The sequence below is a fragment of the Streptomyces sp. NPDC055287 genome, from assembly GCF_053646035.1.
The window spans coordinates 240,775-265,653 of the sequence record NZ_JBSHNE010000004.1 but is presented as its reverse complement, the minus strand read 5'-3'; the positions used below and the strand labels follow the sequence as shown (position 1 = coordinate 265,653).

Sequence of the window (24,879 nt, the reverse complement as noted above, 5' to 3'; positions counted from 1 at the left end):
GGCCCTGTCGGGGAGGGAGACGGCCCGGTTTGGTGACAGGGCCCTTCGGCGGGCTGGTGGAAGCGGGAGCGCGTGCGGGGCGGTCCGTTTGCCCCCACAGGTACAGACGTGCCCCCCCACGCTCGGAGCATGGGGGGCACGGCGCACGCCGTAGAGGCGGCGGGTTACTTCTCCGTCACTCCTGCCGAGTCGAACGTGGCCACCTCGTGCATCGCCCTCGCCGCGCTCTGGACCACCGGGAGCGCCAGCAGGGCGCCCGTGCCCTCGCCGAGGCGGAGGTCCAGGTCGACCAGGGGGCGCAGGCCCAGCTTGTTGAGGGCCGCCACGTGACCCGGTTCCGCGCTGCGGTGGCCCGCGATGCAGGCCGCGAGAGCCTCCGGGGCGATCGCCCGCGCCACCAGCGCCGCCGCTCCCGCGCTCACGCCGTCCAGGATCACCGGCGTACGCAGAGACGCTCCGCCGAGGATGAAGCCCACGAGCGCCGCGTGCTCCAGGCCGCCGACCGCCGCGAGGACGCCGATCGGGTCCGCCGGGTCCGGCTGGTGGAGCTCCAGGGCACGGCGTACGACGTCGACCTTGCGGGCGTGCATCTCGTCGTTGATGCCCGTGCCGCGACCGGTGATCTCGGCCGGATCCTGGCCCGTGTAGACCGCGATAAGGGCCGCCGAGACCGTGGTGTTGGCGATGCCCATCTCACCGGTGACCAGTGCCTTGTTGCCCGCCGCCACCAGATCGCGGGCCGTTTCGATGCCCACCTCGATCGCGGCGAGCACTTCCTCGTGGGTGAGGGCCTGGCCCGTAGTGAAGTCCGCCGTGCCCGCCCGCACCTTGCGGGGCAACAGGCCCGGCGTCGCGGGCAGTTCGCCCGCCACGCCGACGTCCACCACGCACACTTCCGCGCCGACCTGGCTCGCGAAGGCGTTGCAGACCGCGCCGCCGCCGAGGATGTTGGCGACCATCTGGGAGGTCACCTCCTGCGGCCAGGCCGTGACTCCTTGGGCGTGGACACCGTGGTCCCCCGCGAAGATCGCCACGGCCGCGGGCTCCGGGATCGGCGGCGGGCACATCCGGGAGAGGCCGCTGAGCTGGGCCGAGATGATTTCGAGCATCCCGAGCGCGCCGGCGGGCTTCGTCATGCGCTTCTGGCGCTCCCACGCCTCGCCGAGCGCCTTGGCGTCCAGCGGACGGATGTTGGAGACGGTCTCCTGGAGCAGGTCGTGCGGCTCCTCGCCCGGCAGGGCGCGGCGGCCGTACGTCTCCTCGTGGACGACCCACGAGAGCGGGCGGCGCTTGGACCAGCCCGCCTGCATCAGCTCGGGCTCCTCCGGGAACTCGTCGACGTACCCGACGCAGAGGTATGCGACCACCTCAAGGTGTTCGGGCAGGCCGAGGGCACGGACCATCTCGCGCTCGTCGAAGAAGCTGACCCAGCCGACGCCGAGTCCCTCGGCGCGGGCCGCGAGCCACAGGTTCTCGACCGCGAGGGCGGAGGAGTACGGCGCCATCTGCGGCTGCGTGTGGCGGCCCAGGGTGTGGCGGCCTCCCCGGGTCGGGTCGGCGGTGACGACGATGTTCACCGGGGTGTCGAGGATGGCCTCGATCTTCAGTTCCTTGAACTGCTTCGCCCGGCCCTTGGGCAGCGACTTGGCGTACGCGTCACGCTGGCGGACCGCCAGTTCGTGCATCGTCCGGCGCGTCTCGGCCGAGCGGATGACCACGAAGTCCCAGGGCTGGGAGTGGCCCACGCTCGGCGCGGTGTGCGCCGCTTCGAGGACGCGCAGGAGCACCTCGTGCGGGATGGGATCGCTGCGGAAGCCGTTACGGATGTCCCGGCGCTCACGCATCACCCGGAGGACCGCTTCGCGCTCGGCGTCGTCGTAGCCGGGAGCGGGGGCGGAGACCGGAGTGGCGGTCGTCTCGGGGACCATCGGCGCGGGTTCGACGGTGGGCTCGGGTTCGGGAGCTGCTTCCGGCTCGGGGAGCGCGGGCGCGGGTGCCGCCTGTGCGGGCTCGGGCTCCTGCTCCTGCTGTACGGGCGCTTCCGGGGACGGGCCACGCGGCGCCGGTACGAGGACGGGAGCAGTGGGTGCTGCCACCGGCTCGGCGGCCTCGGGCTCGGCGCGCTGCACGGGGACCGGCGTCGGCTCGGGCTGCGGCTCGACGGCGGCGGCCGGTTCGGCCACGGGCTCCTCCGGGGCCACGACCGCCACGGGCTCGGGGTCCGGAACCGGAGCCTCGGCGGGCTCCGGTGCGGCCTCGGACACGTCGGCGGACTCCGGGACTGCCTCGGCTTCCGGCGTCGCTTCGGGCTCGGGAGCTTCGGCGGCAACGGCGACCAGTACCGGCTCCGGGCCGGGCTCGGCGAGCGGCTCTTCGGCCTGCGTCGGCGCGAGGTGCGGCGCGGTCGGGAGGGAGCCCTCGACCGGGACGAACTGGCTGACGGGTTGCGGTTCCTGCGGCGGCAACTGCTGCTCGGGCTGCTGCGGTTCGGGCGCGGCGGCGACGGGCTCGGGAGCGATCGGCTCGGGAGCGACGGGCTCCGAAGCGACGGCCTCGGGAGCGACCGGCTCCGCCGCATCCGGCGCTGCGGCTGCGATCGGCTCCGCGGCGGCCACCGGCTCCGGTTCGGCCGGGAGGCTCACCGTCTCCTCCGCGACCGGCGGCGCGGGAGGCGCAACCGGCTCGGCCGCGGGCTCGGCCACGGGCACGGGTTGTGCGGGGGGTTCCGGAGTCGCGGGGGGGGCCGGAGTCACAGCCTCCGGGACGACCGTTTCTGCAGCGGCCTCCTGTGGCGCCTGAGTCTCCTGCGGCTGAGGCCAAGGCGTGGCAGCCTGTGACGGAATCACGCCGAGCTGCGGACCGGGCAGCGCAGCGGCGGCGCCGCTCGGCATGTCCAGGTACTCGAGGCCGGTGGTCACCGGCACGGGCTGGCGCGCGGGCACGGAGGGCTGCGGCGCCGCGCCGGCCGCGGGACCGCGGTCGGCCAGCGAACGCACTACTCCGCCGTTCGCCTCGGGCATCGGCGGGCCGAGGTGCAGCGGGCGGCGGGCGGGGGCGGGCGTCTGGGCCGCCGCGGGCGCCGGCTGCGGAGTACGTACGACGCTGAGGTCGACGGCACCGGAGTCACGGCCGCCGGTCTCGTGAGCGCCGGGCTCGTCCGTCTGCTGAGGCTGAAGCTGGGGCTGGGGCTGGGGCTGGGGCTGGGGCTGGGGCTGGGGCTGGGGCTGGGGCTGGGGCTGGGGCTGGGCGGCCTGAGCCGCCTCGGGGGCCTGCGACTCGGTCGCCTCGGCGATCTGGGGAAGCTGCGGCGCCCGGTGCTCCGGCTGCATCTCCGGCAGTGCCTGCGGCACCTCGGACGCGTGCGCGGGCAGCTCCGCCTGCGGCACGGGCTCAGGCTGTGGCTGGGCCTGCGGCACCTGCTGTATCTGCGGCGCGGGCGCCGGCGCGGCCTGAGGGTCGCTCCACGCGCCCTGAGCGCCCGGCATCAGCAGCAGGTCGTCGTCCTCGGCTGTGCTCTCGGAGGGCTCGAGGAAGGTGTACGCGCCCGGAGCGGCGATGCCCGGCTGCGCCACCATGCCTGCGTCCTCCGGCAGTCCCTCGCCCGGGACCCGGCCGGTGTCAGTCATGCGTACCCCTCGCCCATCGCTTGTGCTTCTTCGGCCCTTCGCCCGGGACGCCCGCTCGCGGCATGTTTCGGCACCCGTCACGAACAACAACGAGCGTCCCCGTCACGCGGCACGAAAGCCCCGTGGACACCATGCATTCTCGCGGCCGTACGCCGCCAGGGCAGGAAGTCCCGCCACGGCCCGCTGTGGGCTGCGCCACGTTGCGCGCCCCCCGGCTGCGCCGTACCACATAGAGCTCCAAAACGGGCCCCTTTTCCGGACATTGGCGAACGAAGCGCCGAACGCCCGGCTGCGGTACAACGATCGGCCAGCCTACCCCGGGCCGTGCGGCGGCATCATCACGGGGCGCGATCCATGTACCGTCCCGTTACCGTCCGCTGTCCCTCATCGCGAGGCTGCGCGCCGCTCCTGTACGCCGGAGAGCAGGAAGACCACCGAGCGGTCGCGTTCCGCCCAGGCGCCGGTGTCGAGTTCGACGGCCTGGAGCAGCGCGCATTCGACGGTGTAACCGCCCTCGGCGAGCGCCCGGCCGATCGCCTCCGCCTCGTCCCGCGTGGACGCGTGGGTCACGATGCGCTCGGGCCTGCGGTCGGCGCACGCGGACACGACGGGCACTCCCCCGCCTCCGATGCGTACGACGTCGGGCTCGGGCAGGTCCTCCAGGACGTACGGTGCCCGCCCGTGCACGACGTGCAGCTGTACGCCGAACCGCCGGGCGGCGGCGGTCGTACGGCCGCACGCGTCGGGGTCGGCGTCGACGGCGATGACCGCGGCGCCGAACCTGGCCGCCTCGACGGCCAGTGCCCCGCTGCCGGAGCCGATGTCCCAGACCAGGTCACCGGCGCGCGGCCCGAGGCGGGCCAGCTGGGCGGCGCGCAGTCCGGTGGACTCGCCCTCCCCGGGCGCCCGCCCGGACCGCTCGTCCTGTCCGTCGCCGTACTCCCCGGCGGGCAGCGCCCAGCCTCGTACGGCCGGCGGGTAACCGGGGTCGCGGCCGCCGATCCAGCCCCCGCCGGGACCCCCGGAGCCTCCCTGGCCGGCGGCGGAGACGGGGCCCGCGCTGCCTCCGATGACTATGACGACGTTGGGGTCGCGCCAGGCATGGTCGGCGGCCTTGTCGGAGGTCAGGACGGTGACCTGCTCGCGGGCCGTGCCCAGTTCCTCGCAGATGACGAAGGTCCGGTGGACCCCTTCGAGCAGCAGGGCGAGCTCGGCGGGCCCGGCGCCCGGCGACGTGAGCACCGCGACCTTGGTGTGCGCCCGGCACACGTTGACGGCGCGGCGCAGCGTGCGGCGCTGGGCGACGACGATCTGGGCGTCGTCCCAGGGCATCCCGGCGCGGGCGAACGCGGTGGCCACGGAGGAGACGGCGGGCACCACTTCGACCTCCAGGCCGTGCTGGGGCGCGCGCAGTGTCCGTACGACCCCGAAGAAGCCGGGGTCTCCGTCGGCGAGGACGACGGCCGTGCCCCGGTGCCCCGCGATGCGGCGGGCGGCGAGGTCGACGCTGCCGAGGCGGATGCGCTCGGCGTCCGGCGGCACCTCGGGGAGCGCCAGGTGGTGCGCCGCGCCCGCGACGAGCGTCGCGGCCGCGAGGGCGGACCCGGCCGCGGCGGTGAGCGGCGATCCGTCCCAGCCGATCACCGTGACCCGGTCGGCCATCCTTGTCAGTCTCCTGGAGTTGTACGGGTGGGTGCGGCAGTGGTTACAGGGGCGCGAGCAGGGTGAGCGTATCTGGTACAGACCACGAGGGCCCCGGGCGGGCGGTCAGTTCCAGTCGTTGTACGCCCCGTAGCCTCCGGCCTCGGCCATCCGGTCGGCCACACCTTCGAGATCCTCGGGCAGCAGGCTCCACACGATCAAATCGGTGCGGATGTCGGTCCAGCCGCCGTCCGTGCCGTTCTCGGTCCGCGTGCGCGCTATCCAGGCATTGCGCAGGATGCCCTCGCTGATGCAGCCGATCTTCTGCGCGACCTGCTGGGCGGCGGTGTTGTCGGCGGCCGTGCGCAGTTCCAGGCGCTCGAACCGCAGGTCGCGGAAGATCCACTGGGCGACTGCGAGCACCGCTTCGGTGGCGTAACCCTCGCCGCGCGCCCACGGAGCTGTCACATAGGCGACCTCAGTGGCGCGTGTGCGCCAGTCGGTGTGCTGGAGGTGGACGGTCCCCACGAGCCGCTGGGTGAGGAATTCGGTGACGGCGAGCGCGATTCCGCGGCCCTGGGTGCGTTCCGCAGGAGCGATCCTGCGAACCCAGCGCTCGCCGTCGCGCGTGGTGTAGGGGTGCGGCGCGGACGTCCAGGCGGTGACCATCTCGTCGTTCATCATCTCGGTGAGCGCGGGGATGTCCGACTCGTCGAAGGGGCGCAGCACCAGCCGGTCCGTGCTGATGGAGATGTCCGGGAAGGTGGTAGTCATGCGCAGCTCCATGCCGTGGACCGTCGTGAAGGACGTAAAGGCACAGCATGCAGCATCATCCCTGCCGTGTGCATGGCCGGGTGGCGGCGCTCCGGGCGCGCGAAGGCCCCGCGCGGCCGCGTGCGGCCGGCGGGGCCCTGGCTCACAAGGACCGTACGGGCGTCAGGACTTGACGGCACCGAAGGCCGGCACGATCGAGCCGGCGTACTTGTCCTCGATGAACTTCTTGACCTCGTCGGAGTTCAGGAGCTTGGCGAGCTTCTGCACGCGCGCGTCCTTCTCATTGCCCTTCTTGACCGCGAGGAAGTTGGCGTACGGGTTGCCTTCGGCCTTCTCGATCGCCAGCGAGTCCTTCGCGGGCTTGAGGTCGGCCTCGATGGCGTAGTTGCCGTTGATGACGGCCGCGTCGACGTCGTTCAGGGCGCGGGGCAGCGTGGCCGCCTCCAGCTCCTTGAACTCCAGGCCCTTCTTGTCCTTGATGTCGCTCAGCTTGGCGTCCTGGCCCGCGCCGTCCTTCAGCGTGATGAGGCCGTTGTCCGCGAGCAGCTTGAGCGCGCGGCCCTCGTTGGTGGTGTCGTTGGGCACCGCGACCGTCTGGCCGGGCTTGATGTCCTTGATGTCCTTGGCCTTCTTGGAGTAGAGGGCCAGCGGCTCGAGGTGGACATCGGCGACGGGCACGATGGTCGTGCGCTTCTTCTTGTTGAAGTCGTCGAGGTACGGCTTGTGCTGGAAGAAGTTGGCGTCGACCTCGCCGCTCTGGGTGGCGGTGTTCGGCAGGACGTAGTCCGTGAACTCCTTGACCTCGAGCTTCAGGCCGGCCTTCGCCGCCAGGTTGTCCTTGACGTAGTTGAGGATGTCGGCGTGCGGCGTCGGGGACGCGGCGACGACGAGGGCCTTGGACGCGTCGGCCTTGCCGCCCGACTCGGTCTTGGCGCCCGGGTCGGAGGCCGTGCCGCAGGCGGTGAGGCCGAGGGCGATGGCGGCGGAGGCGGCGGCAGTGGCGGTGATCTTGATGTTCTTACGCACGAAAAGTGCCTCTTTCTGGGTGTTGCGGTGGTGTCGCCCGGACAAGGAGTGCGGGCTTGCTTGGGTCAGGAGGTTCTAGGAGGCGGTACGTCCGCGACGCGCCAGGAGCCGGATCACGCCGTCGCCGATGAGCTGCACGACGGTCACGAGCGCGATCAGGACGACGACGGTGACGAGCATGAACTCGGTCTCGAAGCGCTGGTATCCGTACGTCACGGCCTTGCTGCCGAGGCCTTCGCCGCCGACCGCGCCCGCCATCGCCGAGTAGCCGACGAGGACGATGACCGTGGTGGTGATCCCGGAGATCAGGGACGGCAGGGACTGCGGCAGCAGCACCTTGAAGACGACGGTCGGCACGCCGCCACCCATCGCCTGGACCGCCTCGACCAGCCCGTGGTCGACCTCGCGGATCGCGGTCTCGACGAGCCGGGCGAAGAAGGGGATGGCGCCGATGGCGAGCGGCACGATCATCGCGCTGGGGCCGATGAACGTACCGACGACCAGCGTCGTGAAGGGGATCAGGGCGATCAGCAGGATGATGAACGGCAGCGAGCGGCCGATGTTCACGATCACGCCGATGACCTTGTTGACGGCGACGTTCTGCAGCAGCCCGCCCTTGTCCGTGAGGACGAGCAGGATGCCGAGCGGCAGTCCGCCGATGACCGAGACGACGGTGGACCACAACACCATGTAGAGGGTGTCGATGGTTCCCTGCGTCAGCAGCGGCTGCATCTCCGACCAGTTCACTTGGCACCTTCCTTCACCAGCGCGGGGGCAGCGGTCTGCGCCGGTACGCCGGCGGGTCCGTCGGTGGCCTGTTCGTCCTCGACGACCTCGACCTGAAGCCCCTGCTCGCGCAGGAAACCGACGGGGACGACGTTCTCCTCGTACCGGCCGGGCAGCTCGATGCGCATCCGGCCGATCTGCCTGCCGCCGACGGTGTCCATCGCGGCGCCCAGGATCGAGATGTCGATGTTGTACGTACGGGAGAGCTGGGAGATCACCGGCTGCGTCGCGGCCTCACCGTGGAAGGTGACGTCGATGACGGTGCGGCCGGGGCCCGACGCCTGCCCGCCCACCGGAAACAGCTCGTGAGCCAGTTCGGAGCCCGGTGTCGCCAGGAGTTCGCTCACCGTGCCGGACTCGATGATCCGGCCCTTCTTCATCAGCGCGGCCGAGTCGCAGACCGTCTTGACGACGTCCATCTCGTGCGTGATGAGCAGGACGGTCAGGCCGAGCTGTTGGTTCAGGTCCCGCACGAGCTGGAGGATCGAGCGGGTGGTCTCGGGGTCGAGGGCCGAGGTGGCCTCGTCGGAGAGCAGCACCTTGGGGTCGCCGGCCAGGGCGCGGGCGATGCCGACGCGCTGCTTCTGGCCGCCGGAGAGCTGGGCGGGGTAGGCCTTCGCCTTTTCGGCGAGGCCGACGAGGTCGAGCAGTTCGAGCGCCTTGCGGGAGCGTTCCTGGCCGGAGACGCCGAGGATCTCCAGCGGCAGCTCGACGTTGTCCTGCACGGTGCGCGAGGACAGGAGGTTGAAGTGCTGGAAGACCATGCCGATGCGGCTGCGCGCCTCGCGCAGCTCCTTGCCGGCGCGGCGGCCTCGGCCGGCGAGCGCGGTGAGGTCCTGCCCGTCGACGGTCACCGTGCCGGCGGTGGGGCGCTCCAGCAGGTTGACGCACCGGATGAGGGAGGACTTGCCGGCGCCGCTCTGGCCGATGACGCCGTACACCTCGCCCTCGCGGACGTGCAGGTCGACGCCGTCCAGGGCGGTGACTTCGCGGCCACGCGATGGGTAGACCTTGGTGAGGCCCGTAGTGGTGATCACAGGATTTCCGTCACTGTCGAGTGCGCGGCGAAGTGTCCGCCGGGCACGGGGCATTCGTCTTGTGGACGTGGCACGGCTGGGTCGGTGGGTACCGGAGGCAACGCGTGCGCGGGGCAGGCGGGCCCGGCCCTTCGAGCGAGTACGCACTCGGATGGACACGGGGCGCGGCTGTCGGGGTCTCGCTTCGGGGCGCGAGGCTCAGGCAGGGGCCCTCAGAAGGCGCACATTCGACACATACAACGAGCACCGGGCGTCATCGTCGCCTCGGTCGCAAGGGTGCGGCTGCTCGTCGTGGTCATGCGATGAGTAAACCAGACGTGCGTACGCATCGATCAACGCTGTCCGAATAGCGGACGTCATTGTCTCGCCACAGGACCCCGTCCGGTCGCGGTCAGTCCGCGACGACGATCTCCACACCGCCGCTCGTGGCCTGTGCCGAGACGGCCGAGAGGTCGTTCACGACGATGTCCGCGACCAGCTCCGAACGGTCGTGGGTTGTGGCCAACGCCACGGTTGTCATGCCCGCAGCGCGCCCGGCCCGGAGCCCTGCGGGAGCGTCCTCGAAGACCACGCAGCGGGCCGGGTCCACCCCGAGCCTGCGGGCCGCCAGCAGGTAGGGCTCCGGATCGGGCTTGCCGCGCGTGATGTCGTCGGCGGCGATCATCGCCTTGGGGCGGATGCCTGCCTCGACCAGGCGGGCCTCGGCGAGCCGGCGGGTGGCGGACGTGACGACGGCCCAGCGGTCGGCGGGCAGGCTCGCGAGCAGTGCGGCCGTTCCCGGGAGCAGGACGACGCTCCCGGGGCCGGTCACGTCCTCGACCTCGAGCTGTTCGATACGCGCCACCGCACCCGGGACCACGTCCGCGGGCAGCAGGTCCGCGGCGATCTCGGCGGCGGGCCGCCCGTGCAGCTCGACGGCCGCGAATTCCTCGGCCGATATGCCGTACTCCCCCGCCCAGCGGGTCCAGCAGCGGATCACCGACTCCATGGAGGAGAGGAGCGTTCCGTCGTTGTCGAACAGGAGGGCCTGGGCGTCGATCTTCATGCCGACCGACCCTACGCCCACCCGTTGTCGTGGACGTAAACGGGCGTAATACGCTCGTCGTCATGCTTGACGCCCTGACGGTCGCGGTCTCCGTGGCCGCGCTCGTACTCGCCGCGTGGTGCGGTTACGCCGCCTTCCGCGATCAGCCCACCAAGGACTGGCACTTCATCGGCATGGCCGTGGTGTCCCTGCTCACGCTCGCCCAGCTGGTGGTCGGCATCGTGCAGCTGGCGCGTGGCGAGAAGCCGGACGAGGGCGCGGTGATCTTCGTTTCGTATCTCGTCGGGGCGCTCGCGGCGGTGCCCGCGGCCGGCTTTCTGTCGCTGGCCGAGCGGACCCGCTGGGGCTCGGTGACCGTCGCGGCCGGCGCGGTCGTGCTGGCCGTGCTCGAAGTCCGGCTCCACGACATCTGGGGAGGCTGAGGATGAGCGAGCACGTCGCACAGGAACGGGACCGTATGCGGACCAGGCTGGTGCGGGGGCCGGGGCTGCTGCTGGTGTGGCTGTACGGCGTCATGTCCGTCGGCGCCGTTTCCCGGTCGGCCTTCCAGATCGCCACGGAGTACGACCGGGCGCCGCTCGCCTACACGCTGTCCGCGCTGGCCGCGGTGGTGTACGCCTTCATCACGTACACCCTGGTGCGGGGCGGGGAGACGGCCCGGCGAGCCGCGCTGGTGTGCTGCGGCGCGGAGCTCCTGGGCGTGCTGGTGGTGGGAACCTGGACGGTGATCGAGCCGTCGGCGTTCTCCGACGCCACGGTGTGGTCGGCGTTCGGGAAGGGATACCTGTTCATTCCCGTACTGCTGCCGGTGACGGGCGTGCTGTGGCTGCGGCGGGCACGGCGGGGATAGGCGGGCGCCTGCGGCGGGCTTGATCCCCGACCCGCCGCAGATCCAGCTGCCCCGAGCGCGGGTTCCTACGCGCTCGCCGCGTACTCCTGCGCCACCGTCTCCTTCTGGAAGGTGACCAGCGCGAAGCCGGGGGCGATCTGCTCCGTGGCGACCGGGGCGTAACCGTGGCTGCGGTACAGCCGCAGACTGCGCTCGCTGCGGTGACCGGTGAACAGCTGGAAGCGCTTGGCGGCGGGCTCCCCGGCGAAGTACGCCTCGATCGCGTCGAGCAGCCGCCCGCCCAGCCCGTGCCGCTGCATCCGGGGGTGCACGATGAGCTTCGCGATCTTCGCGGTGCCCTCTTCGTCGACAGCCGCGCGCACCGACGCGACCACCTCGTCGCCGAGCCGCGCCACCAGCGTGTGGCTGCGGCCGAGTTCGGCCCGCAGATCGTCGAGGGTCTGGGTGAGCGGCTCGATGCTGTAGTCGCCGTACAGCTCGGCCTCGCCCTGATAGCACAGGTACTGCAACTTGAGGATCTGCTCGGCATCCTGCGCCGTTGCCGCTGAGATGGTCACGCTCATGCCCATGTGTGCATGCCTCCCGCTCGCCTGATACGCCGGTTGCTTATCGCTCCATTCCCCTTTGCCCTGGAGCCGCAACCTCCGCCGCCAGCATTCTGCGCAGGCATCCCAGGCAACGGGAACGCATGGGCCCCAAGCTGCCTTGTGACATTCCCAACTTTCCTGCGATTTCCCGGTAGGTGAGGTCCGTCGGCGACAGCATCGCGTCCAGCAGCCGTGGACACCTGCCGGGCAGCCTGCGTACCGCGGCGCGCAGTGCCCGCCGCCGCTCGGCGCTCAGCGCGGCGCGTTCCGGGCAGGCGGTGTCCGTCGTCGCGGCCGGCGGTACGGAGTACGGCAGTTCGCGCCGCGTCGCGCGCCGGGCCAGGCTCGCCTCGGTGCGTACGGCGTGCAGCAGCCAGCCCGCCGGGTCGGGCGGCGGACCCGACCCGTCGAGGAGCTCGAGGAGCCGCAGCCACACGGCCTGCTCGAGGTCGCCCGGCTCGACTCCCCCGTCCGCGGCCTCGGCCACGGCTTCGGCGGCGAGCAGGGGGCGCAGCGTACGGAAGAGAGCGGCCGGTGAGGCCGTGGGCGGGGCGGCAGGCACGGGGAGGGTCATGCCAGGCGGGACGTGACGGCGGCGGCCGGCGGTTGCCGCGCGGCGCGACAGTCACCCGTCCGTGGACGGGTGACCGCGCGGCGGGTCCTCAGCGGTCGCGAGCGAAATCGGCTGCCGCGAGCAGCGCCGTGTCCGGGTTGTCGGAGAAGATCCCGTCGATGCCCTGCTCGAAGTACACCTTGAACGCCCCGAAGGCGTCCCCGTACGCCGCCGGGTCGGTGCCGCGCCGGAAGTCCGCGGGCAGGAAGCTGTTCTCGTTGCGCATGGTGTACGGGTGGAGGACCAGGCCCTGCGCGTGCGCGTCGCGCACCAGCGTCGTCGGCGTCCCGAGCTTGCCCGCCGCGTCCTTGGGGATGACGAGGTCGAGGGTGGGGCCGAGGCCCTGGGCGAAGCCGCCGATCCACTTCAGGCCCTCGGGCTTGACCAGGTCGGCGACGGTGCGCGGGTCGCCCGCCACCTGGAAGTCCCAGGGCCGGGTGGTGGCGCCCGACAGCAGGACGACGCGCGGCGCGGCGACCAGCCCGGCGAGGCGCTGCATGCTGCTGGGCTCGAAGGACTGGAGGAAGTTCGGCGAGTTCTTCTTGTGACGGCCGTATTTGCGCAGCAGTCCGGCCAGCGGCTCTTCGAGGCCGAGGCCGAGGCCGCGGAAGTACGTGGGGTGCTTCGTCTCGATGTGGAGCCAGACCCGCCGCCCGCGGGCGCGACCCTCCTGCTCGGCCCAGCGCAGCACCTCTTCGAAGGTGGGGATCGTCCAGCGGCCGTCGTACAGGGTGTTCTCCTGCCGGGTGCCCGGGATCCGCTCCTTGGCACGGAGCGTCTTGAGCTCGGCGAGCGTGAAGTCCTCGGTGAACCAGCCGGTCAGCGACACGCCGTCGACGGATTTCGTTGTCCTGCGGGACGCGAACTCGGGGTGCGCGGCGACATCCGTGGTGCCGGTGATGTCGTTCTCGTGTCGGCAGACGAGATGCCCGTCCTTGGTGGGGACGAGGTCCTGCTCGATGACGTGCGCGCCCATGTCCAGGGCGAGTTGGTACGAGCCGATGGTGTGCTCCGGCCGGTAGCCGCTGGCTCCGCGGTGCGCCACGACGGTCGGTACGGGAAGATCGCGGTACGAAGCGTGGTCCTTGCCGGCGGCGGCGCTCGCCGTACCCGGCAGCCCGAGCGTGACGCCGCCCGCCCCGAGTACCGCCGCGCCGAGAACCGTGCGCCGCCCGGGGTTTCGCTGTCCGCCCTGTGTCATGAACGCTCCTCTGTCATGTCCCGCACCAGCCAAGAAGGAAGGGCCTGATCGTAGGCGCCTACGTCTTACGTGGACGAGGCTCTGGACGGAACACAGTGGAAACACACGTCAACACTGCGTATCGAAGTGATGAACCCGATGTGCGATCAGCCGGACCCCACGAGTATCGTCCTCACCTGCACAGACTTCATACAGAACAGGCCGCCCAGCCCCACCCGGCCACGACACCGGAGGAACCGTTGTCCCGTCTCGCGCTCATCAAGGCAGTGCTCGGACCGATCCTGCGTCTGATGTTCCGGCCACAGGTGGAGGGCGCCCAGAACATTCCCGGGACCGGTCCGGTCATCCTGGCGGGGAACCATCTGACGTTCATCGACTCGATGATCATGCCGATCTGCTGTGACCGGCAGGTCTACTACATCGGCAAGGACGAGTACGTCACCGGCAAGGGGCTCAAGGGCCGGCTGATGGCCTGGTTCTTCACGAGCTGCGGCATGATCCCGGTGGACCGGGACGGCGGCCGCGGCGGTGTCGCGGCGCTGATGACCGGCCGCCGGGTGCTCGAGGAGGGCAAGATCTTCTCGATCTACCCGGAGGGCACCCGCTCCCCCGACGGCCGCCTCTACCGTGGCCGTACGGGCATCGCCCGCCTCACGCTGATGACCGGCGCGCCGGTGGTTCCGTTCGCGATGATCGGTACGGACAAGCTCCAGCCGGGCGGCGCCGGCCTGCCGCGCCCCGGCAAGGTGACCGTGCGGTTCGGTGAGCCGATGGAGTTCTCGCGCTACGAGGGCATGGACCGCGACCGCTATGTGCTGCGCGCGGTGACGGACTCGGTGATGGCCGAGGTCATGCGGCTCTCCGGCCAGGAGTACGTGGACATGTACGCGACGAAGGCGAAGGCTGCCTGAGCCGACGCGGCCGCCCGACGCGGCCCGGACGTACGACGGAGGGGCCGTGCCGCCGACAGCGGCGCGCGGCCCCTCCGCCGTACGCCCGCCCCTCCGCCGTACGCCGTCCCGCAGTCGTGCGCCCGCCCCTCAGTCCGCGTCCGCGACGATGCCTTCCGCCAGCTTCTGGCCCCGCAGCATGAACCAGGCGGCGACCGCCGTCGCGAACAGCACCACCGACCCCACCCACGCCCCGGCCTGGAACCCGTCGGTGAAGGCGTCCTGCGCCGCGGAGATCAGTGCGGCGCCCTGTTCGGGCGGCAGGGACTCCGCCGACTCCACGGCCCCGCCGAGCGATTCGTGTGCCGAGTCCGCCACCTCGGCGGGGGTGCCCGGGGGCACCGTGAAGCTGCGGTAGATGCCCGTCACGATCGAGCCGAGCAGGGCGATGCCGAGCGCCGCGCCCAGTTCGTACGCCGTCTCGGAGACGGCCGACGCGGATCCGGCCTGCTCCTTGGGGACGCTGCCCAGGATGACGTCCGCCGTTACGGTGAAGGCCAGGCCCGCCCCGATGCCGCCGACGATCATGGCCGCGACCAGCATCGGCACGCCGGTGTCAGCCGTGACGACGGTGCAGGTCAACAGGCCGAGACCCAGCGCCATCAGGCCGCCGGTCACCGCGCTGCGGACCGATATCCTGCGCGCCACGTAGCCGGCCGCCAGGCCCGCGGCGACCGCACCGGCGGCCGCGGGCAGTTCGATGAGTCCCGACTCCAGGGGCGTGCGTCCCTGGACGAGCTGCAGGAACTGGGAGAGGAAGAACACGAGGCCGGAGAGGCCCAGGATGGTCAGCAGGTCGGCGAGGACGGCGCCGGAGAACCCCCGGTGGTGGAACAGCCGCATGTCCAGCAGTGGCGCGGGAAGCGTGAGCTGGCGCCGTGCGAACCAGAAGAGCGCCGCCAGACCGGCCAGCCCCGTGAGCCCGATCCCCCAGGTGAGGCCGTGCGCCGCCGCCTCCTTGACGGCGTACACGAAACAGATCATGCCGACGAAGGAGAGCCCGACGCTGAGCAGGTCCCAGGGGCCGGGCGCCGGGTCCTTGGACTCGGGCAGGAGTTTGATGCCGACGAGGACCAGGACCACCATCACGGGCACGTTGATGAGGAAGACCGAGCCCCACCAGAAATTCTCCAGCAGGAAGCCGCCGACGACCGGGCCGACGGCCGCGCCGGCCGAGGCCGCGGCGCCCCAGACGCCGATGGCGAAGCTGCGTTCCTCGGCGTCGTGGAAGATGTTGCGGATCAGCGCGAGCGTGGACGGCATCAGCGTCGCACCGGCCACGCCGAGCAGCGCGCGGGCGAGGATCATCATCTCGGGGCTGGAGGCGTACGCGTTCAGCACGGAGACCGCGCCGAACGCGACCGCGCCGCTCAGCAGCAGCTTCTTGCGGCCGATCCGGTCGCCGAGGCTGCCCATCGAGACGAGCAGACCGGCGATGACGAACGAGTAGACGTCGCCGATCCACAGCAGTTGGGTGCCGGAGGGCTGGAGGTCCTCGCTGAGGAAGGGCGTCGCGAGGCCGAGCACGGTCGCGTCGACGGCGACCAGCAGCACGGCGAGGACGAGCACGCCGAGCGCCAGCCAGCGGCCGGGATGGTGGATGGCGTTCCGCGCCATCTGGTGCCGGCCGCTACTGGTCATTGCTCCACGTTCCGACGTGCTCCGCCGAGCAGCAACTCGACGATCATGTACTGGAAGTCCTTGGCCGCCACCCGGCCGTCCTGGACGGCCCACGCGCCGGTGCCGATCAACCCGTACAGCGCCTCGGTCAGCCAGGCCGGGGTGAGGTCGATCCGGAACTCTCCCTGCTGCTGTCCGCGCCGGAAATGCGCGGAGACCCGCGCGTCCAGACGGCCCCATCCCTCATTGACATGGGCGCCCTCGAAGAGCTGGTTCTCCGTGACGAGGAAGGCGAGCAGACCGGCGGCGGGCTCGATCTCCGCGATCAGGCGGCGCAGCCCTTCCTCGGCGGGTCCCTCGTCGAGCCCGGCGGCGTCGAGCGCCGCCTCGAATTCACGGATTCCGAGCTCTTCGAGCGCCTTGACCAGGGCTTCCCGCCCGGCGAAGTGGCGGTGCAGGGTGGCACGGCCGATGCCGGCCGACTTGGCGACCTCGTCCATGGTCGCGGTCGCCTTGCGGGAAAGGAGGGCGGCCGCGGTGCGGAGCACCTGCTCGCGATCGACAGTCATGAGACAACAATAACCCAAATGAGACATCAATGTCTCGATCGTCGGTCGTCGGCGACGATCCGCTGTCGGAAACGGTCAGCTCCAGGGCAGCTCCGAGCGGTGCTTCCAGTACGCCGCCGGCTCCTCCCGCAGCTCCGCGAGGCGGGCCAGCTGCCCCTCGTCGAGGTCCACCACGGCCGCGTGCAGGTTCGACGACAGCTGTACCGTCGTGGCCGCACCCGAGAGAATCACGCCGGCCCAGGGCTGCCGCAGGATCACGGCCATGGCGACGGCGTCGCGGGTCGCGCCCGTTTCCCCGGCGACGGCGCGCAGCGCGGGCGGGGCGGCGGAGCCGGCGAGCCTGCCGTTGGCCAGGGCCTCTTTCACGATCACGGTGAGGCCCGCCTCGTGGGCCTCGGCCAGCGCGTCCGCCGCCGAGGTCTCCAGCACGTTGTACGTGGCCTGGACCGTACGGAACAGCGGCTCGCCGTCCACCGTGACGGCGAGTGCCGCCCGGACGGCGTCGGCCTGGGCGGGGCCGCTCGTGGAAATGCCGACGGTGACTCCGCCGGCGGCGAGTTCCGCCAGACGGGCGTGGAGCGCCGGATCGGTGAGCGCCGGGCTGTCGGGCGTGACGGAGTGGATCTGGTACAGGTCGAGACGCTCGCCCAGCAGGGCGCCGGTCTCCGCGCGCTGACGCTCGAAGGCCTCCACGCTGTGGTCCTTGACCTCGTGGACCTCGGCGTCCGTACTCCAGTCGGCGGTGTACGTGTAGCCCCACTTGCTGCCGATCACCACGTCCTGGACGTCGGGCCTGGCGCGCAGCCACTCCCCGAGGAATTCCTCCGCCCGGCCGTAGGAGCGCGCGGCGTCCATGTAACGCACGCCCTGCGCGTAGGCGGCGTCCAGCAGTTCGTGGGCGCGCTCGCGCAGGGCGTCGGGGGCGCGTCCGCCGGGCAGATCACGGTCCCGGTCGGGCGTGATGTACGCCGGACGGCCGACGGCCGCGAGGCCGAGTCCGAAGTGGGCGGTGGCAGTGGTCGCCGCCGACAGCCGGGCAAAGGGCATCGTGGCCTCCCCGCGGGTTCGGTCGAGTACGGTCCCTCACTACCGTACTCAACCGGACCGCGCGCTTCAGTGCTTGGCGGTGGCCCAGGCGTGCTGAGTCGCCAAGTCCGCCTTCACCTCTGCGAGCTGGACCGCGACCGCCGACGGCGCGGTGCCGCCGCGCCCGTTGCGGGAGGCGAGGGCGCCGACGACGTTCAGGACCGTACGGACCTCGGGGGTGAGGTGCGGGGAGATCTTGGCGAACTGCTCGTCGGTGAGCTGGTCGAGCTCGATGCCGTGCTGCTCGCACTCCTTGACGCACTCGCCGGCGACCTCGTGCGCGACCCGGAACGGCACGCCCTGCCGGACCAGCCACTCGGCGATGTCGGTGGCGAGCGAGAAGCCGGCCGGCGCCAGCTCCTCCATGCGCTCCCGGTTGACGGTGAGCGTGGCCATCATGCCGGTGAAGGCGGGCAGCAGGACTTCGAGCGTGTCGCAGGAGTCGAAGACCGGCTCCTTGTCCTCCTGGAGGTCGCGGTTGTACGCGAGCGGGAGCGCCTTCAGGGTCGCCATCAGACCGGTCAGGTTGCCGATCAGACGTCCCGACTTGCCGCGCGCGAGTTCGGCGATGTCCGGGTTCTTCTTCTGCGGCATGATCGACGAGCCGGTCGAGAAGGCGTCGTGGAGGGTGACGAAGGAGAACTCCTTCGTGTTCCAGATGATGATCTCTTCCGCGATCCGGGAGAGATTGACGCCGATCATCGCGGTGATGAAGGCGAACTCGGCGACGAAGTCGCGCGACGCCGTGCCGTCGATGGAGTTGCCCGAGGAGCCGTGCTCGAAGCCGAGGTCGGCGGCGACCGCCTCCGGGTCCAGGCCGAGCGACGAGCCCGCCAGGGCGCCCGATCCGTACGGCGACACGGCGGTCCGCTCGTCCCACTGACGCAGCCGCTCGGCGTCCCGGGAGAGGGACTGGACGTGGGCCAGGACGTGGTGGGCGAAGAGGACCGGCTGGGCGTGCTGAAGGTGCGTACGGCCCGGCATGGCGACGTCCGGGTGGGCCTCGGCGAGACCGACCAGGGCGTCCTGGAGCTCGGCGACGAGGCCGCCGATGATGCGGGCGTGGTCGCGCAGGTACATCCGGAAGAGCGTGGCGACCTGGTCGTTGCGGGACCGGCCGGCGCGCAGCTTGCCGCCGAGGTCGGCGCCGAGCCGCTCCAGGAGTCCGCGCTCCAGGGCCGTGTGGACGTCCTCGTCGGCGATCGTGCCGACGAACGAACCGTCCGCGACATCGGCCTCGAGCTGGTCGAGACCTGCCTGCATGCGCTCCAGCTCGTCCGCGGTGAGCAGCCCCGCCTTGTGGAGCACACGGGCGTGGGCGCGCGAGCCGGCGATGTCGTACGGCGCCAGCCGCCAGTCGAAGTGGACGGACGCGGACAGCTTGGCGAGGGCCTCGGCCGGGCCGTCGGCGAAGCGGCCGCCCCAGAGCCGGACGTCACCGTTGTTGCTGCTCACAGCTACTGCTCCTCAAGGGGTGGGGATGTGCGGCCGCCTCCCCGCCGCGGAGCAACGGGGAGGCGGCTGTCGAACGAGTTGTGGTGGCGTGAGGTCACGTCAGGCTATGCCTGCAGATCACGCCGTGCGGCGATCTTCGACGACAGACCGAAGATCTCGATGAAGCCCTCGGGCCTTGGACTGGTCGAACGTGTCGCCCGAGTCGTACGTCGCCAGGTTGAAGTCGTACAGCGACTCGTCGGACTTGCGTCCCGTGACGACGGCGCGGCCGCCGTGCAGCGTCATCCGGATGTCTCCGGTCACGTGCTGGTTGGCCTCGTTGATGAAGCCGTCCAGGGCGCGCTTGAGCGGGGAGAACCACAGGCCGTCGTAGACCATCTCGCCCCAGCGCTGCTCGACCTGCCGCTTGTAGCGGGCCAGCTCGCGCTCGACGGTGACGTTCTCCAGCTCCTGGTGGGCGGTGATCAGCGCGATCGCGCCCGGGGCCTCGTACACCTCACGGGACTTGATGCCGACCAGCCGGTCCTCGACCATGTCGATCCGGCCGATGCCCTGGGCGCCCGCCCGCTCGTTGAGCTGCTGGATCGCCTGGAGGACGGTGACGGGCCTGCCGTCGATGGCGACCGGGACGCCCTCCTTGAAGGAGATGACGACCTCGTCGGCCTCACGCGGGAGCGCCGGGTTGGCGGTGTACTCGTAGATGTCCTCGATCGGGGCGTTCCAGATGTCCTCCAGGAAGCCCGTCTCGACGGCGCGCCCGAAGACGTTCTGGTCGATGGAGTACGGGGACTTCTTGGTGGTCGCGATCGGGAGGTCCTTCTCCTCGCAGAAGGCGATCGCCTTGTCCCGGGTCATCGCGTAGTCGCGGACCGGGGCGATGCACTTCAGGTCGGGGCCGAGGGCGGAGATACCGGCCTCGAAGCGGACCTGGTCGTTGCCCTTGCCGGTGCAGCCGTGGGCGACGATCGAGGCGCCGTGCTTGCCGGCGGCGGCGACCAGGTGCTTGACGATGGCCGGCCGGGAGAGGGCCGAGACCAGCGGGTACCGGTCCATGTAGAGGGCGTTCGCCTTGATCGCCGGCAGGCAGTACTCGTTGGCGAACTCGTCCTTGGCGTCCGCGACCTCGGCTTCGACCGCACCGCAGGCGAGCGCGCGCTTGCGGATGACGTCCAGGTCCTCGCCGCCCTGGCCGACGTCCACGGCGACGGCGATGACCTCGGCGCCCGTCTCCTCGGCGATCCAGCCGATGGCGACAGAGGTGTCCAGGCCGCCCGAGTAGGCGAGTACGACGCGCTCGGTCACGAGTATCTCCTTACGATGCATGCGGTGATGGGTATAAGTATGCACTCCACCGTATGTTTCGTCAATGTGCCCCGCGCTCCCGGAGCCCCCAATGCCCTCACCGGCGGGCGGCCGCCCGCGCGTACACCGAAGGTGGGGGGAGATCAGCTTCGCCGGCGGTGAGGAGCAGTGGACCCCTATGAGGCGCGAGCGAAGACCCCGTTGGGGCCGGTGCGGGTTTCGCCGGGGTCGAGTGCCTCCAGCGGCTGGAACGCAGGCTGTCCCCGCGCGGCCGAGCTGGTGCTCGTATCGCCGTCCGACTACCAGCTCTACCTGCCGCTGCTGCGCATGCGGCGGCCGGCGTCCTCACCCCGCAGTCGTCGCGGTGTCGCTGCGCCGCAGGCTGCGGCGCACCCGGATCTGCCCGGGCGGCGCCATCGGCGTCGACGCCGGGGCCAAGGTGTGCGTCATCAGGAAGATCACCGGCGAGGTGGTCGCCGAGCCGTACGACCAGCTCGTCCTCGCGGCCGGAAGCACCACCCGCACCTTCGACATCCCCGGCCTGCTGGACCACGGGCGCGGCATGAAGACCCTGGCCGAGGCGGCTCATGTGCGCGACCACGTCATCGCCCAGCTCGACATCGCCGCCGCCACGACGGACGAGGCGGAGCGCGCGGCGCGGCTGCAGTTCCTGGTGGTCGGCGGCGGGTACGCCGGCACCGAGACCGCCGCGTACCTGCAACGCCAGGACTGCGTCGGCGTGAGCCCGGACGGCCTGCCCGCGCTGCCGCTGCCGCTGCCGGCCTCGCGCGGACCGAGCCGCGGTCCGGCTAACGGTCGTTCTGGGCCAGGCGCAGCAGGTGGTCCGCGAGGGCCTGGCCGCCCGCCGGGTCGCGGGAAATGAGCAGCAGCGTGTCGTCGCCCGCGATGGTGCCCAGGATGGCGTTCAGCTCGGCCTGGTCGATGGCGGAGGCCAGGAACTGGGCGGCCCCCGGCGGCGTACGCAGCACGACGAGGTTGGCCGAGGCCTCGGCGGAGATCAGCAGTTCGCCGGAGAGGCGCCGCATGCGCTCCTCCTTGGCGGACTCGCCGAGCGGCGCGTGCGGCGTGCGGAAGCCGCCCTCGCTCGGTACGGCGTAGATCAGCTCGCCGCCCGTGTTGCGGATCTTCACCGCGCCCAGCTCGTCGAGGTCGCGGGAGAGCGTCGCCTGGGTGACGCTCAGCCCGTCGTCGGCGAGGAGCTTCGCCAGCTGGCTCTGCGAGCGCACCGGGGCCCGGTTCAGGATGTCCACGATCCGGCGGTGCCTGGCGGTGCGGGTCTGCGGTACGGCAGGGCCGCCGTGCTCGTTGTCCTGCGCCTGCGCCTCGGTCATCGGTGTCATTCTCCGGATCGTCGGTCCCCGTGTGCGGTGTCGAGAACGCCGGGGAGAGCCCGGAGGAACGTGTCCACCTCTTCGTCTCCGACGACGAACGCCGGCATGAGCCGTACGACATCGGGGGCGGGCGCGTTCACCAGGAATCCGGCGTCCTGAGCCGCCTGCTGCACCTGGGGAGCAAGGGACTCGGTGAGCACGATACCCAGGAGCAGGCCGGCACCACGGACGTGGGAGACCAGCGGGTGCCCGAGTGACTCAATTCCGTCGCGCAGCTTTTCCCCGATCCGCTTGACGTGGTCGAGGAGTCCGTCGGCCGCGATGGTGTCCAGTACGGCGAGTCCGGCGGCGCACGCCACAGGGTTCCCGCCGAACGTCGTGCCGTGCTGGCCGGGCTTGAGGAGGTCCGCGGCAGAGCCGAAGGCGAGCGTCGCGCCGAGCGGCAGACCGCCGCCGAGCCCCTTGGCAAGCGTGACGACGTCGGGCTCGACGGCGTCGTGTCCCTGGTACTCGAACCAGCGGCCCGTGCGTCCGATGCCCGTCTGGACCTCGTCGAGGACGAGGAGGGTGCCGGTGGCGCGGGTGATGTCGCGGGCGGCCCGCAGATAGTTCTCGGGCGGCACGACGACTCCGAGCTCGCCCTGGATCGGCTCGATGACCAGCAGCGCGGTGTCGGTGGTGACGGCGGCGCGCAGCGCGTCGACGTCGCCGAACGGCACGTGCGTGACCTCGCCGGGGAGCGGCAGGAAGGGCGTCCGCTTGGCTTTCTGGCCGGTGAGGGCGAGAGCGCCCATGGTCCGGCCGTGGAAGCCTCCCTCGGTGGCGACCATGTGCGTACGGCCGGTCAGACGCCCGATCTTGAAGGCGGCCTCGTTGGCCTCGGCGCCCGAGTTGGAGAAGAAGACGCGGCCCGGGCGGCCGGAGATCTGGATCAGCCGCTCGGCGAGCGCGACGGGCGGCTCGGCGACGAAGAGGTTCGAGACATGGCCGAGCGAGGCGATCTGACGGCTGACCGCGTCGACGATCGCGGGGTGGGCGTGGCCGAGGGCGTTCACGGCGATGCCTCCGACGAAGTCGGCGTATTCCTTGCCGTCCGCGTCCCACACCTTCGCGCCCCGGCCGCGGACGAGCGACAGCCTGGGCGTGCCGTAGTTGTCCGTCATGACGCCCTGCCAGCGCTGAACCAGCTCCTGGTTCGCGGTGCCGTCGTGCGATGTCACTGCGCTCCCCCTTCGTGCTCGTCGGGCACGACCATCGTGCCGATGCCCTCGTCGGTGAAGATCTCCAGCAGGATCGAGTGCTGCACGCGGCCGTCGATCACGCGGGCGGTGTTGACCCCGTTGCGCACGGCGTGCAGGCACCCTTCCATTTTGGGGACCATTCCGCTGGAGAGCTCGGGCAGCAGCGTCTCCAGTTCCTTCGCCGTGAGCCGGCTGATCACCTCGTCGCTGTGGGGCCAGTCCTCGTAGAGGCCCTCGACATCGGTGAGGACCATCAGCGTCTCGGCGCCGAGCGCGGCCGCGAGCGCGGCTGCGGCGGTGTCGGCGTTGACGTTGAAGACGTGATGGTCGTCCGCGCTGCGGGCGATGGACGAGACGACCGGGATACGGCCGTCGTCGAGCAGGGCCTGGATGGCACCGGTGTCGATGGCGGTGATCTCGCCGACCCGCCCGATGTCGACGGACTCACCGTCGATCTGCGGGTAGTGCTGGGTGGCGGTGATGGTGTGTGCGTCCTCGCCGGTCATGCCGACGGCGAGCGGGCCGTGCTGGTTGAGCAGCCCGACGAGCTCGCGCTGCACCTGGCCGGCCAGGACCATGCGTACGACGTCCATGGCTTCGGGCGTGGTGACCCGCAGGCCCGCCTTGAACTCGCTCACCAGGCCGTGCCGGTCGAGCTGCGCGCTGATCTGCGGGCCGCCGCCGTGCACGACGACCGGCTTGAGGCCGGCGTGCCGCAGGAAGACGACGTCCTGGGCGAAGGCGGCCTTCAGATCCTCGTCGATCATGGCGTTGCCGCCGAACTTGATGACGACGGTGCGGCCGTGGTGGCGGGTGAGCCACGGCAGCGCCTCGACGAGGATCTGCGCCTTGGGCAGTGCGGTGTGCTTACGCGTGCTCATGAGCTGTACGCGCTGTTCTCGTGGACGTAGTCGGCGGTGAGGTCGTTGGCCCAGATGACGGCCGACTCGGTGCCCGCGGCGAGGTCCGCGGTGATCTTGACCTCCCGGTAGCGCATGTCGACCAGGTCGCGGTCGTCGCCGACGCTGCCGTTCTTGCAGACCCAGATGCCGTTGATGGCGACGTTGAGCTCGTCGGGGTCGAACGCGGCCTGCGTGGTGCCGATCGCGGAGAGGACACGGCCCCAGTTGGGATCCTCGCCGTGGATGGCGCACTTGAGGAGGTTGTTACGGGCGATGGAGCGGCCCACCTCGACGGCGTCGTCCTCACTGGCGGCGTTGACGACCTCGATGCGGATGTCCTTGCTGGCCCCCTCCGCGTCGCCGATGAGCTGGCGGGCGAGGTCGTCGCAGACGGTGCGTACGGCGGCGGCGAACTCGTCGTGTCCGGGGGTCACTTCAGACGCGCCGGAGGCGAGCAGCAGCACCGTGTCGTTCGTCGACATGCAGCCGTCGGAGTCGACGCGGTCGAAGGTCTGGCGGGTGGCGTCACGCAGCGCCCTGTCGAGTACGTCCGCCTCGACGTCGGCATCGGTCGTCAGCACGACGAGCATGGTGGCGAGGCCGGGGGCGAGCATGCCCGCGCCCTTGGCCATGCCGCCGACGGTCCAGCCGTCGCCGCCCGCGACGGCCGTCTTGTGGACGGTGTCGGTGGTCTTGATGGCGATGGCCGCCTTCTCGCCGCCGTGCGCGGAGAGCTCGGTGGCGGCCCGCTCGATGCCGGGGAGGAGCTTGTCCATGGGCAGGGTGATGCCGATGAGGCCGGTGGAAGCGATGGCGATCTCGCCGGCGCTGTGACCTTCGAGCACTTCTGCGGCCTTCTCGGCGGTGGCGTGGGCGTCCTGGAAGCCCTTCGGCCCCGTACAGGCGTTGGCGCCGCCGGAGTTGAGGACGACGGCGGAGATCCGGCCGCCCTTGACAACCTGCTCGGACCACAGGACCGGCGCGGCCTTCACACGGTTGGAGGTGAAGACGCCCGCGGCCGCCAGGCGGGGCCCGTTGTTGACCACGAGGGCCAGGTCGGGGTTGCCGCTGTCCTTGATCCCCGCAGCGATGCCCGCCGCGGTGAATCCCTTCGGTGCCGTGACGCTCACTGCATCTCCTCGTTCGCTTCTCCGCCCGCGCAGCGCAGCGGTGCGGCTTTCGTCATTGCCTGCAGCCGGGCGGCTGCGCGTGCGCC

21 protein-coding genes and 2 pseudogenes are annotated in these 24,879 nt (G+C 71.3%); 4 read left to right on the top strand and 19 right to left on the bottom strand.

The window, feature by feature from the left end; all coding sequences use genetic code 11:
• Positions 1-164: 164 nt before the first annotated feature.
• The 7 genes from cobT to ACWIHY_RS09210 form a co-directional block, all read right to left on the bottom strand.
• Positions 165-3,626, bottom strand: coding sequence for a nicotinate-nucleotide--dimethylbenzimidazole phosphoribosyltransferase (gene cobT / locus ACWIHY_RS09240; protein WP_454375002.1), 3,462 nt, complete (start codon positions 3,624-3,626; stop codon positions 165-167).
• A 384-nt stretch (positions 3,627-4,010) separates the two neighbouring features.
• Positions 4,011-5,288 (bottom strand): precorrin-6y C5,15-methyltransferase (decarboxylating) subunit CbiE, encoded by a 1,278-nt coding sequence (cbiE, locus tag ACWIHY_RS09235; RefSeq protein WP_454375001.1) that lies wholly within the window; start codon positions 5,286-5,288, stop codon positions 4,011-4,013.
• A 105-nt stretch (positions 5,289-5,393) separates the two neighbouring features.
• Positions 5,394-6,041: a GNAT family N-acetyltransferase gene (locus ACWIHY_RS09230; RefSeq protein ID WP_454375000.1), complete on the bottom strand. Its 648-nt coding sequence runs from the start codon at positions 6,039-6,041 to the stop codon at positions 5,394-5,396.
• Positions 6,042-6,203: 162 nt separating this feature from the next.
• A complete protein-coding gene (locus ACWIHY_RS09225; protein WP_454374999.1) occupies positions 6,204-7,067 on the bottom strand; it encodes a MetQ/NlpA family ABC transporter substrate-binding protein in 864 nt (287 codons plus the stop codon).
• A gap of 75 nt (positions 7,068-7,142) precedes the next feature.
• Positions 7,143-7,814: a methionine ABC transporter permease gene (locus ACWIHY_RS09220; protein ID WP_454374998.1), complete on the bottom strand. Its 672-nt coding sequence runs from the start codon at positions 7,812-7,814 to the stop codon at positions 7,143-7,145.
• Positions 7,811-8,890 (bottom strand): methionine ABC transporter ATP-binding protein, encoded by a 1,080-nt coding sequence (locus tag ACWIHY_RS09215; protein WP_454374997.1) that lies wholly within the window; start codon positions 8,888-8,890, stop codon positions 7,811-7,813. The genes ACWIHY_RS09220 and ACWIHY_RS09215 overlap by 4 nt, the downstream gene beginning before the upstream one ends.
• Positions 8,891-9,281: 391 nt before the next feature.
• Positions 9,282-9,935: an HAD family hydrolase gene (locus ACWIHY_RS09210; RefSeq protein WP_454374996.1), complete on the bottom strand. Its 654-nt coding sequence runs from the start codon at positions 9,933-9,935 to the stop codon at positions 9,282-9,284.
• A gap of 62 nt (positions 9,936-9,997) precedes the next feature.
• Here ACWIHY_RS09210 and ACWIHY_RS09205 point away from each other — a divergent pair, with 62 nt between their 5' ends.
• Together ACWIHY_RS09205 and ACWIHY_RS09200 are read left to right on the top strand one after the other, a co-directional pair.
• On the top strand, positions 9,998-10,357 hold the full coding sequence (locus ACWIHY_RS09205) for a hypothetical protein (protein ID WP_454374995.1): 360 nt from the start codon (positions 9,998-10,000) through the stop codon (positions 10,355-10,357).
• Positions 10,358-10,359: 2 nt separating this feature from the next.
• Positions 10,360-10,785: a hypothetical protein gene (locus ACWIHY_RS09200; protein ID WP_454374994.1), complete on the top strand. Its 426-nt coding sequence runs from the start codon at positions 10,360-10,362 to the stop codon at positions 10,783-10,785.
• Positions 10,786-10,850: 65 nt separating this feature from the next.
• On the opposite strand, the gene ACWIHY_RS09195 is transcribed toward ACWIHY_RS09200, so the two are convergent.
• The 3 genes from ACWIHY_RS09195 to ACWIHY_RS09185 form a co-directional block, all read right to left on the bottom strand.
• Positions 10,851-11,354 carry a GNAT family N-acetyltransferase gene (locus tag ACWIHY_RS09195; RefSeq protein WP_454374993.1) on the bottom strand — a complete coding sequence of 168 codons (504 nt, stop codon included), beginning with the start codon at positions 11,352-11,354 and terminating at the stop codon, positions 10,851-10,853.
• 37 nt (positions 11,355-11,391) lie between these two features.
• A complete protein-coding gene (locus tag ACWIHY_RS09190; protein ID WP_454374992.1) occupies positions 11,392-11,946 on the bottom strand; it encodes a sigma-70 family RNA polymerase sigma factor in 555 nt (184 codons plus the stop codon).
• Positions 11,947-12,034: 88 nt separating this feature from the next.
• A complete protein-coding gene (locus ACWIHY_RS09185; RefSeq protein WP_454374991.1) occupies positions 12,035-13,186 on the bottom strand; it encodes a glycerophosphodiester phosphodiesterase in 1,152 nt (383 codons plus the stop codon).
• 239 nt (positions 13,187-13,425) lie between these two features.
• Here ACWIHY_RS09185 and ACWIHY_RS09180 point away from each other — a divergent pair, with 239 nt between their 5' ends.
• Positions 13,426-14,097 carry a lysophospholipid acyltransferase family protein gene (locus ACWIHY_RS09180; RefSeq protein ID WP_069929641.1) on the top strand — a complete coding sequence of 224 codons (672 nt, stop codon included), beginning with the start codon at positions 13,426-13,428 and terminating at the stop codon, positions 14,095-14,097.
• A gap of 129 nt (positions 14,098-14,226) precedes the next feature.
• Here ACWIHY_RS09180 and ACWIHY_RS09175 read toward each other — a convergent pair whose 3' ends face one another.
• The 5 genes and pseudogenes from ACWIHY_RS09175 to ACWIHY_RS09155 all read right to left on the bottom strand — a co-directional run bounded on the left by ACWIHY_RS09175 (position 14,227) and on the right by ACWIHY_RS09155 (position 20,168).
• The gene (locus tag ACWIHY_RS09175; protein WP_454374990.1) at positions 14,227-15,777 is read right to left on the bottom strand and encodes an MFS transporter; all 1,551 of its coding nucleotides are present in this window, start codon (positions 15,775-15,777) and stop codon (positions 14,227-14,229) included.
• Complete coding sequence (locus tag ACWIHY_RS09170; RefSeq protein ID WP_454374989.1) at positions 15,774-16,325, bottom strand: TetR/AcrR family transcriptional regulator; 552 nt, start codon at positions 16,323-16,325, stop codon at positions 15,774-15,776. The genes ACWIHY_RS09175 and ACWIHY_RS09170 overlap by 4 nt, the downstream gene beginning before the upstream one ends.
• A 75-nt stretch (positions 16,326-16,400) precedes the next feature.
• Positions 16,401-17,372, bottom strand: coding sequence for an aldo/keto reductase (locus ACWIHY_RS09165; RefSeq protein ID WP_454374988.1), 972 nt, complete (start codon positions 17,370-17,372; stop codon positions 16,401-16,403).
• A 66-nt stretch (positions 17,373-17,438) separates the two neighbouring features.
• Positions 17,439-18,866 (bottom strand): argininosuccinate lyase, encoded by a 1,428-nt coding sequence (argH, locus tag ACWIHY_RS09160; protein WP_454374987.1) that lies wholly within the window; start codon positions 18,864-18,866, stop codon positions 17,439-17,441.
• A 104-nt stretch (positions 18,867-18,970) separates the two neighbouring features.
• A pseudogene (locus ACWIHY_RS09155) lies at positions 18,971-20,168 on the bottom strand (argininosuccinate synthase).
• A gap of 245 nt (positions 20,169-20,413) precedes the next feature.
• Between ACWIHY_RS09155 and ACWIHY_RS09150 the strand changes: the two are divergent.
• Positions 20,414-20,892, top strand: a pseudogene (locus tag ACWIHY_RS09150) (FAD-dependent oxidoreductase); the annotation flags it as partial.
• 85 nt (positions 20,893-20,977) lie between these two features.
• Here the strand turns inward: ACWIHY_RS09150 and ACWIHY_RS09145 are convergent.
• Genes ACWIHY_RS09145 through argJ form a run of 4 tightly spaced genes read right to left on the bottom strand, consistent with a single transcriptional unit; the run spans position 20,978 to position 24,793 of the window.
• Positions 20,978-21,520, bottom strand: coding sequence for an arginine repressor (locus ACWIHY_RS09145; RefSeq protein ID WP_138895349.1), 543 nt, complete (start codon positions 21,518-21,520; stop codon positions 20,978-20,980).
• 5 nt (positions 21,521-21,525) lie between these two features.
• Positions 21,526-22,740 carry an acetylornithine transaminase gene (locus ACWIHY_RS09140; RefSeq protein WP_454374986.1) on the bottom strand — a complete coding sequence of 405 codons (1,215 nt, stop codon included), beginning with the start codon at positions 22,738-22,740 and terminating at the stop codon, positions 21,526-21,528.
• Positions 22,737-23,642, bottom strand: coding sequence for an acetylglutamate kinase (argB, locus tag ACWIHY_RS09135; RefSeq protein ID WP_454374985.1), 906 nt, complete (start codon positions 23,640-23,642; stop codon positions 22,737-22,739). The genes ACWIHY_RS09140 and argB overlap by 4 nt, the downstream gene beginning before the upstream one ends.
• A complete protein-coding gene (gene argJ, locus ACWIHY_RS09130; RefSeq protein WP_454374984.1) occupies positions 23,639-24,793 on the bottom strand; it encodes a bifunctional glutamate N-acetyltransferase/amino-acid acetyltransferase ArgJ in 1,155 nt (384 codons plus the stop codon). Before argJ ends, argB begins: the two co-directional genes overlap by 4 nt.
• Positions 24,794-24,879 lie beyond the last annotated feature (86 nt).